This is a genomic window from Lentzea sp. NBRC 105346 (assembly GCF_030269605.1).
GTDB lineage: Bacteria > Actinomycetota > Actinomycetes > Mycobacteriales > Pseudonocardiaceae > Lentzea.
Genome location: NZ_BSTQ01000007.1, coordinates 178,270 through 189,710 on the forward strand (window position 1 = coordinate 178,270; position 11,441 = coordinate 189,710).

Annotated in this window: 8 protein-coding genes and 1 pseudogene; 5 read left to right on the top strand and 4 right to left on the bottom strand. The window is 68.8% G+C overall.

Going from position 1 to position 11,441, the window contains the following annotated elements; translation table 11 throughout:
- Positions 1 to 35: 35 nt before the first annotated feature.
- Positions 36 to 1,163 (bottom strand): DUF6986 family protein, encoded by a 1,128-nt coding sequence (locus QSK35_RS17460; protein ID WP_285747344.1) that lies wholly within the window; start codon positions 1,161 to 1,163, stop codon positions 36 to 38.
- 61 nt (positions 1,164 to 1,224) lie between these two features.
- A complete protein-coding gene (aceB, locus tag QSK35_RS17465) occupies positions 1,225 to 2,709 on the bottom strand; it encodes a malate synthase A (protein ID WP_285747346.1) in 1,485 nt (494 codons plus the stop codon).
- Between the two features lie 76 nt (positions 2,710 to 2,785).
- On the opposite strand from aceB, the gene QSK35_RS17470 reads away from it, so the two are divergent.
- From QSK35_RS17470 to QSK35_RS17480, 3 genes and pseudogenes are all read left to right on the top strand, one after another.
- Positions 2,786 to 3,535: an IclR family transcriptional regulator gene (locus QSK35_RS17470; protein WP_285747348.1), complete on the top strand. Its 750-nt coding sequence runs from the start codon at positions 2,786 to 2,788 to the stop codon at positions 3,533 to 3,535.
- 57 nt (positions 3,536 to 3,592) lie between these two features.
- Positions 3,593 to 5,584, top strand: a pseudogene (locus tag QSK35_RS17475) (LodA/GoxA family CTQ-dependent oxidase); the annotation flags it as partial.
- 718 nt (positions 5,585 to 6,302) lie between these two features.
- Positions 6,303 to 7,541 (top strand): NAD(P)/FAD-dependent oxidoreductase, encoded by a 1,239-nt coding sequence (locus QSK35_RS17480; RefSeq protein WP_352244048.1) that lies wholly within the window; start codon positions 6,303 to 6,305, stop codon positions 7,539 to 7,541.
- Here the strand turns inward: QSK35_RS17480 and QSK35_RS17485 are convergent.
- A complete protein-coding gene (locus QSK35_RS17485) occupies positions 7,515 to 7,931 on the bottom strand; it encodes a MarR family winged helix-turn-helix transcriptional regulator (RefSeq protein WP_285747352.1) in 417 nt (138 codons plus the stop codon). The genes QSK35_RS17480 and QSK35_RS17485 overlap by 27 nt on opposite strands.
- A gap of 17 nt (positions 7,932 to 7,948) precedes the next feature.
- On the opposite strand from QSK35_RS17485, the gene QSK35_RS17490 reads away from it, so the two are divergent.
- On the top strand, positions 7,949 to 8,512 hold the full coding sequence (locus QSK35_RS17490; RefSeq protein WP_285747353.1) for a flavodoxin family protein: 564 nt from the start codon (positions 7,949 to 7,951) through the stop codon (positions 8,510 to 8,512).
- Between the two features lie 374 nt (positions 8,513 to 8,886).
- Here QSK35_RS17490 and QSK35_RS17495 read toward each other — a convergent pair whose 3' ends face one another.
- Positions 8,887 to 10,134, bottom strand: a complete 1,248-nt coding sequence (locus tag QSK35_RS17495) for a DUF445 domain-containing protein (protein ID WP_502881667.1) — start codon at positions 10,132 to 10,134, stop codon at positions 8,887 to 8,889.
- Positions 10,135 to 10,163: 29 nt separating this feature from the next.
- Between QSK35_RS17495 and QSK35_RS17500 the strand changes: the two genes are divergently transcribed.
- A complete protein-coding gene (locus QSK35_RS17500) occupies positions 10,164 to 11,327 on the top strand; it encodes a pyridoxal phosphate-dependent aminotransferase (protein ID WP_285747355.1) in 1,164 nt (387 codons plus the stop codon).
- The last annotated feature ends 114 nt before the right edge of the window (positions 11,328 to 11,441 follow it).

Here is an 11,441-nt window from a genome sequence, read left to right on the forward strand (position 1 = left end):
CACCCCGAAGAACCACACGAACGGATGAGAGAACGCTAGTCGGAACGGCGGGCCAGCTGTTCGATTCGAGACAGGGAGATGCCCGTCAGCCCACGCACCTCTTCGACTTCGACGGCACCGCAGTCCAAGGCGCGCAGCATCGACGACGACAGGGCCTGCGCCGTGGCGGGCTCGTCGAGCACACCGCTGTCCGCCTTCTCCACGTAGGCGCGCAACCGACGCGCGTCGGCCACCAGCCCCTCGCGGTAGAACGCGTACACCGCCGCGTACCGCGTGATGAGCTGCGCGGGATGCAGGTCCCAGCCCTGGAAGAAGCCGTGTTCCAACGACCTGCGCACCAGCCGGTAGTGCGTGTCCCAGCCGTGCGCGCGGTTCTCCCCGACGGGCAGCACGTTCGTGGAACCGTCGGACAGCCGCACGCCGGTGCCGGCCGCGCACACCTGCATCACGTGCCGTGCGAAGTCGCACGCGCCGTGGGCCAGATGTTGTTGTGCCGCAACGAGTCCGCACCCCGCGGTGTAGTCGTAGGTGCCGAAGTGCAGCCCGGTCACCCGGCCGCGGCCCGCCGCGATGAACGACGGGATCGCCAGCCGGCCCGTTACGTCCACAATGGACCGAGTCGTCTCGACCTGGATCTCGAAGCGCAGCTCCCGCCCGAACAGGTCCAGGATCTCGCCGAACACCTCCACCTGCTCGACCGAGGTGACCTTCGGGAACGTGATCACGAACCCCGGCGGCACCTCGCCCAGCGTGGTCAGGAAGATGTCCAGCGTCCGGATTCCGCGTTCCCGCAACGCCTTGGTGTCGAACGACTTCATCCGCAGCCCGAACGAGAACGGCGCCACGCCCTCGCGCACCCACTCCGCGACGACCCGCGCCGTGCGTTCGGCGTCGCGGTCCTCGACGTCGTCACCGCGCGTGCCGTAGCCGTCCTCGAAGTCGATCCGCAGGTCCTCGATCGGCTCCCAGTCCAGCTTCTCCCGGACCCGCTCGAGCACGCCCTCCGGCACGGGAGGCAGCAGGTCCCGGTAGTCGGAAAGAGCCTCCAGCGCCTGCCCACCCCAGAGCCCCACGACGCCCGAGTCCACCCGGTCGGCGGGCACGTAACAGGTGTGCACGGGCTGACGTCCGACCGGCGAGAGGTACTCCGCAGTGTCGTCCATTGGGGACAGTCGGGCGGTGGCCGCCCGCACGGCCTCGGGCGGCAACGAGGTCCGCGGCACGTCAGATCCGTTCGTAGGCGGGCAGCGTCAGGAAGTCGACGAACTCGTCGGACAGCGCCACCTGCTCGAACAGCTCGGCGGCGGCATCCACGTGTTCGCCGGAGAGCTCGGCCTTCTTGCGCGCCACCAGATCGCGGACGAGCTCGGCGGTGACCTGCGTGCCGTCGTCGAGCACGACCTTGTTGTTGACCCACTGCCACAGTTGCGAACGCGAGATCTCGGCGGTGGCCGCGTCCTCCATCAGGTTGTGGATCGCCGCGGCGCCGTTGCCCGACAGCCACGACACGATGTAGCGGATGCCGACGTCGACCGCCGACTCGACGCCCGCTCTGGTGGCGGAACCGCCGGCGGACTTGAAGTTCAGCAGGTCGGCCGCGGTCACGTGAACCTCGGGGCGCTGCTTGTCCAGCTGGTTCGGCTTGTCACCGAGCACGGCGTCGAAGATCTCCCGGCACACCGGCACGAGGTCGGGGTGCGCGACCCACGAGCCGTCGAACCCGTCGTTCGCCTCCCGGGTCTTGTCCTCGCGCACCTTCTTCAGCGCGGTCTCGGTGACCTCGGGGTCGCGCCGGTTCGGGATGAACGCGGCCATGCCGCCCATCGCGAACGCGCCGCGCTTGTGACACGTCTGCACGAGCAGCTCGGTGTAGGCGCGCATGAACGGCGCGGTCATCGTGACGCTGTTGCGGTCCGGCAGCACGTAGTCGGCGCCCGCGTCACGGAAGTACTTGATGATGCTGAACAGGTAGTCCCAGCGGCCCGCGTTGAGGCCGGACGCGTGGTCGCGCAGCTCATAGAGGATCTCGTCCATCTGGAACGCGGCGGGGATCGTCTCGATCAGGACGGTGGCGCGGATCGTGCCGTGCGGGACGCCGAGCAGCCGCTGCGCCTGCGTGAAGACGTCGTTCCACAGCCGCGCCTCGAGGTGGCTCTCCATCTTCGGCAGGTAGTAGTACGGCCGGCCGAGCGAGTGGTTGTGGAAGAAGTGCAACCCGAAGTCGACCAGCGCGCCGACCGCCTTGCGGCCACCGAACTCGAGGTTGCGCTCGTCGAGGTGCCAGCCGCGCGGGCGGACGACGATCGTCGGATACGGCCCGCCCTTGAGCGCGTAGTGCTTGCCCTCGGGCGAGGTGAACTCGATCGTCTCGCGCGCGGCCTCGTAGAGGTTGACCTGGCCCTGGACGACGTTGTCCCAGTGCGGGGTGTTCGCGTCCTCCAGGTCCGCGAGCCACACCTTGGCGCCGGAGTTGAGCGCGTTGATCGTCATCTTGCGCTCGGTGGGGCCGGTGATCTCGACGCGGCGGTCCCGCAGCGGCTCGGGCGCCTCGGCGACCTTCCAGTCGCCGTTGCGGATGTCCTCGGTCTCGGGGAGGAAGCCGAGAGGACGGCGTTCCCTGCGCAGCGCCAGCAGCTCGTCGCGCCGGGCGGCGTGCGCCTCGTGCAGCTTGGCCACGAACTCAAGAGCCTCGTCAGTGAGGACCTGCACCTGGATCCACCTCTCTCGGTTCTGCTGTGTGGACTATAGTTTTTGCATTGCGGAACTGCAACGAGAGGAGCAGCACGTGTCCACAGGTGGCGTGCAGTCGTTGCAACGTGCCTTCGACCTGCTGGAACGGCTCGCGGACGCGGGTGGCGAGGCCTCGCTGTCCGAGCTCGCGACCACCTCGGGCCTGCCGCTGCCGACCATCCACCGGCTCATCCGCACGCTAGTCACGCTGGGGTATGTGCGGCAGAACAGCAACCGCCGCTACACCCTGGGCTCGCGGCTGATCCGGCTCGGCGAGAGCGCGTCGAGGCAGTTCGGCACGTGGGCGCGGCCGTTCCTGACGCAGCTCGTCGACTCCGTCGAGGAGACGGCCAACCTGGCCGTGCTCGACGGCGACGAGGTCGTCTACGTGGCACAGGTGCCGTCGAAGCACTCGATGCGGATGTTCACAGAGGTCGGCCGCCGGCTGCTCCCCCACGGCACGGGCGTGGGCAAGGCCATGCTGTCGCAGTTGCCGCGCGACGAGGTGCGCGCGTTGCTCGGCCGCACGGGTCTGCCGGCGTACACGCCGAACACCATCACGGACGCGGACGAGTTGCTCGAATCGCTAAACGAGATCTCCGAACGCGGTTATGCGATGGACGAATCGGAGCAGGAACTGGGCGTGCGGTGCATCGCCGTGCCGCTAATCGGTGCCCCGACATTGGCCGCCGTTTCGGTGTCCGGACCCGAGGGAAGATTGACCAAGGACGCGGTCGCGCGCATTCTCCCCGAGGTTTTGGCGATCGCCAAAAGGTTGGCTGACCAGGCCAAAGCAGGCGCGTGACATCGGTACCCTGGATGTGAGTGGCTTCGGGGGAGGCCGCATTTCAGGGGGAGATCGATGGCGATCACGCATGTCAAAATTCATCCGGCCATTGGAATAGCCAGGGTCGGGAACAGTCCTGAAGAGTTCTTCGTGGGACCGGAGAGACTCTGGGATCCGCCCAGCCCGTCCGGGGGTTTCAAGGACGCGCAGGGCCGGATCAAGCGGCAGGCGGCACGATTCCGCGTGTTCGCGTATCACGACGACGGCACGACCTCGGAGCTGTCGGCCGCCGACGCGGACGTCAGCTGGACCGTGCACCTGGCCAACCGCAAGGCGGTCACCCGGAACCCTGGCCCAGCCTCGGACCTGACCATCGATCCGGGTCCGCGGACCGTCAGTGGTCCCGGTCAGCAGGAGCTGTTCGACACCGGCAAGATCACCTTCCCGGCGGGCACGGTGACGGTGCCGCTCGGTGAGGCGCGCACCGACGACGACGGCAACCTCCTGGTGCTGGGAGGTTTCGGCCGTTCCGCGTCGCCGGGAAACCTGCCGATCACGAACTTCCTGGACAACGCCGGCTGGTACGACGACGTGTCGGACGGCCCGGTCACGGCACACGTGAAGGTCGGCGGTCAGGAGTTCGACGCGACTGGCGCCTGGGTGGTCGTCGGGCCGCCGAAGTACGCACCGCAGATCGAGAACGTCGTGACGTTGCACGACACCGTGTTCCAGGTGGCCGTCGACCAGGGCTGGCTGACCACGCCGGACATCCCGTCGTACACCAAGGACGTCCACCCGATCCTGGAGGCGGCCCGGACCATCCGTGCCGTCAAGGAGGTCTGGGGCGCGCACGCGTGGCCGGCGCCGGTCTACGACGACGCGCTGCGGCAGCGGATCTTCGACCGGCTCAGGGCGCCGCTCGGTGGCGGCGGGGACATGCCCGTGCTCAACGGCGTCGTGCTGACCAAGACGCAGTACGCGGTCATGGAGTCGTGGCGCAACGACAAGTTCGTCCGCGACTGGAACGGGGCGCCCGCGCCGGCGGTCCAGCTCGCCCCGGCCGAGCTGGACAAGGCGGCGCTGGCCTCGTGTGTCGGTGCCGCGTTCTACCCCGGCATCGAGGCGGGCGGCATCGCGGCGAGGCCGATCACCGACGCGTCACTGTACGTCGGTCCGACCGACCCGATGCGGCTCGACCACGCGCGGTTGCGACCCGGTCAGCTCGGCGAGTTCCTGGCGTTGCCGTGGCAGTCCGACTTCTACGCGTGTGGCTACAACTGGTGGCCGGTGCCGCGACCGAACGAGGTGTTGCCGGAGGGCGGCACCTCGCGCCTGCGGTGGGACCGTGACGTGAACAGCTACCTGGAGATGGTCAACGAGTGGCACACGCTCGGGTTCGTGGTGCGGCGTGGCGACGAGTACGTCGAGGTCGACCGGTACGACAGCTCGTTCGTCGACCTGCTCACGCCGCACCTGGACTTCGTTGTCGCACAAGGACCTCTGGGGACGCCACGGCGGGTCGCGGTGCCGATCGACTTCGAGGTGCGCTCCAACGCGTTCGACGTGACGCTCGTGGTGCGGTCAGCTCCCGAGCGGTTCTCGTTGCCCACCCGGACGGTCACCGTGCCGCCCGTGGGCGGTACGGACATCGCGACCGCGCGGCTGTGGGTGCTCTACGAGTCGGGGCCGGCCGGTGAGGTCGTCGACGGCACGCTGACCATCGGCCAGGTCGGCAGCGGCCGCACGTGGACGGTGTCGCTGCGCGCGGTCACGCAGACGCGTCAGCCCACTGCGACCGCACTGGTGCTCGACCGGTCCGCGCACACCAGGCTCGCCGAGATCAAGGCGGCCGCGTCGATCTTCGCCGAGGTGGCGCTGGAGGACGACGGCATCGGCGTCGTGAAGTTCAACGAGGACGCGCAGCAGGTCGTGGGCGTCACCAGGGACCGGCGGCGGGTCAAGGACGCCATCGCGGGTCTCACGGCCCGTGGTGGTTCGTCGATCGGGGACGGCATCCAGGCGGGACACGAGATGCTGTGCGAGTTCGACCGTGCCGCCCTGGTCGTGGTGACGGACAACAACGAGAGCAGCCTGCGGTCCATCGACGATGTCGCCCCGGAGGTGACGGAACCGTTGTACGCCATCGGTTTCGGCCCACCGCAGAACACCTCGACCGAGGCGCTGTACTCCGTCGCAGGGAACACCGGCGGGTACTTCACGTCGAGCTCGTCGCTGCCGCGCGACCTCCTGCAGGTCCTGGCGGACGTCTCCGACGCGTCGGTGGTGCTGTCGCCGTCCGGCGTGCTGGTCTCCGGCGTGGAGCAGCGGATTCCGTTCCTGCTCACCGAGTCCGACACCGCGGTGGACGTCATCCTGCTCACGGACACTCCGGACGACGTGGATTTCCGCCTGCAGACGCCGTCCGGTTTCGTCATCGAACCGTGGCGGGCCGGCGCCGAACCCGCGATGCGCTGGGCGATCGCGCCGGGCGTGCAGTACTACCGGATCGCCTTGCCCACCGAGATGTTCACGGAGCGGTTCGACACCGCGGGCACCTGGTACGTGCTCGCGAAGATCGGCTCGCCGCGGACCGAACCGCCATCGGGTTTCGTGCGCGAGAGCGCACCGGGCCGTCGGGATCTGGTGTCTTCGGCGGAACCGTCGGCGTCCGGGCGCGTGCCGTACTCGCTGCTGGTGCACGGGTACTCGAACCTGTCGCTGCGCGTGTCGGCCCGGCAGACCGGCTTCACGCCGGGGTCGGCCGCCGTCGTGAGCGCCCGGCTGAGTGAGTCCGGAATGCCTTGGACCGCTTCGGTCTGGGCCGAGGTGCGCGGTCCGGGCGCATCGTTCACCGTGCCGATGTCGGATCCGGGCACCGGCGGTTACGAGGGGTCGATCCAGACCGCGTCGGCCGGCGTGTACCGGGTCCGGGTGCGGGCGAGCGGGCGGTCCGCGAAGGGCTATCCGTTCCAGCGCGAGCACACGCTCACGGTCCCGGTCTGGCATGCCTGACTGTGACGTGGCGATCGTCGGCGGCGGCCCAGCGGGTGCCGCCGCCGCGATCGCGTTGCGGCGCCACGGACTCTCGGTAGTCCTGTTCGAGGCCAGCTCGTACTCCGCGCCCCGGTTCGGCGAGGCGCTGGCCCCGGCGGTACGTCCGGTACTGGCCCGGCTGGGCGTGTCGTTGCCTCCGCTGACACTGCCGTCCTACGCGGTCGAAAGCGCCTGGGGCAGTCCGACACTCTCGGCACGCCCGTTCGTCTTCGACCCGCACGGCGACGGCCTGAGCGTGGACCGGGCCGCGTTCGACCGGGCCCTGTCCGATGCCGCTTCGTCCGTCGGCGCAACGGTCGTCACCGATTCCCGGATCTCCGTGTGCGCCCTGCGGGACTCGTCGTGGGAGCTCGGCGACGTCTCCGCGGCCGCGATCATCTGCGCGACGGGCCGCGGCGCCACGCTGGCCCGTTCCCTTGGCGCACAACGGCGTGCGGTCGACCAACTGGTCGCGGTGAGCGTCACGTACCCGGCGGACGCAGGCGGCCCAACCGTGGTCGAGGCCGTCCCGGACGGCTGGTGGTACTCGGCGCCCGTGCCGTCCGGCCGGGTCGTAGTGCTGATGACCGACGCGGACATCTGCCGCACCCGCGGCTACCACTCGCCGGACGTGTTCGCATCGGCCGTGGCTTCCTTGCGACACATCCGTGTCTCTGGCAGCGGTACTCCGCGTGTGACGTCGGCGGCCAGCCAGCGGCTGGAGCGCACGGGCGCGGGCCGGTGGCTGGCCGCGGGCGACGAGGCGATGAGCGTGGACCCGCTGACGGGCCGCGGAGTCCTGCACGCGTTGCTCAGCGGCGAAGCGGCGGGCACCGCGATGGCGCATTGGCTGCTGGGCGACTCCGGTCCCTCCGAGGCCTACGAACAGTGGCTGGACGTCAGGTTCGCGGAGTACTGCCGTTCGCGCACCGCGCACTACGCCCTGGAGACACGCTGGCGGGACTCACCGTTCTGGAGCCGCCGTTCGTAGCGCGTTCACGAGGTCCTGATCGCCGTTGCCGAGCGCTTTCTCGAGCGTGGCCTCGTAGGTCGGCTCGGCCTGTTGCTGCCGCTCGCGCCCCTTGGCCGTGATCACGGAGTAGATGCCGCGCCGGTCGTTCGGGCACAGGCAGCGCTCGGTCAGCCCCGCGTCCTCGAGCCGGGCGACGAGCCGCGTGACCGAGCTCTGCTCGAGCCCGATGAGGTCGGACAGTCCCTGCATGCGCAGCTCCCCGTCCTCGGCCTGGGCCAGGAGGCTGAGCGCGCGGTAGTCGGACAGGCCCAGGCCGTGCTCTCGCCTGAGCGCCTTGGTGAGCTCGGCCTCGACCTTGGCGTGCAGGGCGACCACCCGGTTCCACAGAGCCTTGTCTTTTTCAGCCACAGAGTTATTGTAGGTACATGCATCCTTCTGGGGAAGACCGCTCGTTCCTGTTCCTTCTGGGCAGCTCCCGCCTAGGCGGCAATACCGAGACGCTGGCCTGCACCGCGGCCTCCTACCTGCCCGGTTCGGTCAAGCAGAACTGGATTCGGTTGAGCGAGGCCGGGCTGCCTCCGTTCGAGGACTACCGGCACGCGGGGCTCGACTCGTGGCCCACGCCGTCCGAGCCTGAGCAGCGGCTGCTGGACGCGACGCTGGAGGCGACCGACATCGTGCTCGCCACGCCGACTTACTGGTACACGGTGTCGGCGTCTACGAAGCTCTACCTGGACTATTGGTCTGGGTGGATGCGGGTGCCCGGTGTCGACTTCAAGAAGCGCATGGCGGGGAAGACGCTTTGGACGGTCAGTGTGCTCGGCGAGGAGCCCGAGCAGGCTGCGGCCTTGGTTGACACGCTGCAGCGGTCGGCCAGGTACCTGAGCATGAACTGGGGTGGCGCGCTACTGGGTAACGGCAGCAAGCCGGATGACGTGCTGCGCGACTCCGCTGCTCTGGCTGGCGCCAGGACGTTCTTCGGCGGCTGACCGGGGTTGGCGTTTGGCTGCCGGTTGCGCGGGTGGTCGCCTTTTTGTCGGCTGCCGGTGTCGTGGGGCGCTGCGTCTTCCGGGGGCGCCTTCGGCGCCGCGATTGGGGCTTGACTTGGGGCCCCTCGCGGCGTGGTGGGCCGGCTCCGCCGGCAGATGCAAGATCTGCCGGCCCAACAAGGGCTACCACACCGCACCCCAAGTCAAGCCCCAATCGCGTTCCGTACGTGCCCACCAAACGCGCCCCACTCTGCGTGCGTGGTCGCCAGCCTTCGTGCCGGTCCCGTGCGTGGTCGCCAGCTCGGCTGCCGGTGCCGTGCGTGGTCGCCAGCTCGGCTGCCGGTGCCGTGCGTGGTCGCCAGCTTTCGTGCCGGTCAGAACACCAGTTGCGCCACCGTGTAGATCAGCACGCCCGCCAGCGCGCCCACCACCGTGCCGTTGATCCGGATGAACTGCAGGTCCCGCCCCACCTGCAGCTCGATCTTCCGTGACGTCTCCTCCGCGTCCCACCGCTCGACGGTGTCGGTGATCAGCGTGGTGATCTCGGCCCGGTAGTTGTTGACCACATAAGCGGCCGCCCCTTCGAGCCACCCGTCGACCTTGGCGCGCAGCTCATCGTCCTCGGTCAACCGCGTCCCGAAGGTGATCAGCCCGTCCCGCACCCGCACGCGCAGTTCGGAAGACGGATCCGAAGCGGCGTCGAGAAGCATCTTCTTCGCGGTCCCCCACGCCGAGTCGATCAGGCGACGGACATCGGGGTGGTTGATCATCTGCGACTTGACCAGCTCGGCCCGCTCCATGGTGGCCGGGTCGTTCTGCATGTCGCCGGAGAACTCGATCAGGAACTGGTCGATCGCCTGGCGCATCGGGTGGTTGACGTCGGTCTTCACGGCCCACGCGAAGTCGACGAGTTCGGCGTAGACCTTGTCGGCGAGCATGGCGTCGACGAACTTCGGGGACCACGAAGGGGCGCGGTCGGTTACGACCAGCATGACCTTCTGGTAGTTGTCGCGGACCCAGTCGTACGCGCGGTCGCACATCAGGTCGACCAGTTTGTGGTGGGCGCCGTCGGTGAGAACCTGCTCCAGCAGCTTGCCCAGGGGCGGACCCCACGGTTGGTCCACTACGCGCTTCACGATGGCGTGTTCGATTACGGCCTGGACGTCCTCGTCGCGCAGCACGGTCACCGCGCCGCGCACCACGTTGGCCAGCTCGGACGTGATGCGGTCGGCGTTCTCGGGCACTAGTACCCACGCGCCGACGCGTTGGGCGATGCCCGCTCGGCGGAGCTTGTCCTTCACGACCTCCTCGGAGAGGAAGTTGACGCCTACGAAGTCGCCGAGGGTTTGGCCGAACATGTTCTTGCGCGTCGGGATGATCGCGGTGTGCGGGATCGGGAGGCCCAGCGGGCGGCGGAACAGGGCGGTTACCGCGAACCAGTCGGCCAGGGCGCCGACCATGCCCGCTTCGGCGGCGGCTCGGACGTAGCCGACCCACGCCCCTTCGAGGAAGTGCGTGCCGAAGAACACCAGGGTGGCCGCCACCAGGAAGCCGGACGCGACCAGCTTCATTCGCCGCAGATCTCTGCGCTTGCGCTGGTCAGCCGCCGTCAGTTGCTCCACCACACCATTGTCCGTGAAGATCCTGGCTTGTGCGGGTACCAGCGCTAGTCCCCAGGTTGCAGCCGTTCACCTCGACGATCTTCGCGGAGATGACCGCGTTGGCGGTGCGGCACGGGGCCGTCAACCTCGGGCAGGGTTTCCCTGACACCGACGGGCCCGCGTCGATGCTCGAAGCCGCCAAGGAAGCGATCTCCAGTGGCGTCAACCAGTACCCGCCTGGGCCTGGCATGCCGGTGTTGCGCAACGCCATCGCTGAGCATCGCACCAGGTACGGCACCAACTACGACCCGGACACCGAGGTCCTGGTGACGGTCGGCGCGACCGAGGCGATCGCGGCGGCGTTGCTGGCGCTCGTGCAGTCCGGTGACGAGGTTGTGCTGATCGAGCCCTACTACGACTCGTACGCGGCGTCCGTCGCGCTCGCCGGGGCCACGCGGGTGACGGTCGACCTCGTCGACGACGGGTCAGGGCGGCTTGGGCTGGACGTCGATGCGCTTCGCAAGGCAGTGACGCCGAAGACGCGGGCGATCCTCGTCAACTCGCCGCACAACCCGACCGGCACGGTGTTCACGCCCGCCGAGCTGGGTGAGATCGCCGCGCTGTGTGTGGAACGGGACCTCATCGCGATCACCGACGAGGTGTACGAGCACCTCGTGTTCGACGGGCGGCCGCACGTGCCGCTGGCGACGTTGCCCGGTATGCGCGAGCGCACACTGACGATCTCGGGTGCGGGTAAGACGTTCAACTGCACCGGGTGGAAGATCGGCTGGGCCTGTGGACCGGCCGAGTTGGTGGCCGCCACGCGCGCGGCGAAGCAGTTCATGACGTTCGTCGGGGGTGCGCCGTTCCAGCCCGCCGTTGCGCACGCGCTGGCCAACGAGCTGGACTGGGTGACCGGGCTGCGGGACAGCCTCGCGGACAAACGCCAGCGCCTCGCGCAGGGGCTGACCGAGGCCGGCTTCGAGGTTCGTGACAGTGAGGGCACGTACTTCATCTGCGCGGACGTCCGGCCGCTCGGCTACACCGACGGCCTCGAGCTGTGCCGTCAGCTGCCCGAGAAGATCGGCGTCGCGGCCGTGCCCGTCCAGGTGTTCGCCGACCGGCCCGAACAGTGGCAGCACCTGATCAGGTTCGCCTTCTGCAAGCAGGACGCAGTAATCGACGAGGCCGTTCGGCGGCTGCACAACCTGTAGTCCACAGAGTTGTCCACAGGTTTGTGGACAACTCGCGGGACGTTGTGGATGTTTCCGCGGTTCCGCAGGTCGCACGATGGTGCGAGCTGTGGAGCGTTTCGCCGGGTGTTCGAC

Excerpts from the sequence above, each read along its gene's own strand:
- QSK35_RS17460 (WP_285747344.1), bottom strand. The coding sequence starts at position 1,163 with ATGGACGACACTGCGGAGTACCTCTCGCCGGTCGGACGTCAGCCCGTG.
- QSK35_RS17490 (WP_285747353.1), top strand. The coding sequence starts at position 7,949 with ATGCATCCTTCTGGGGAAGACCGCTCGTTCCTGTTCCTTCTGGGCAGC.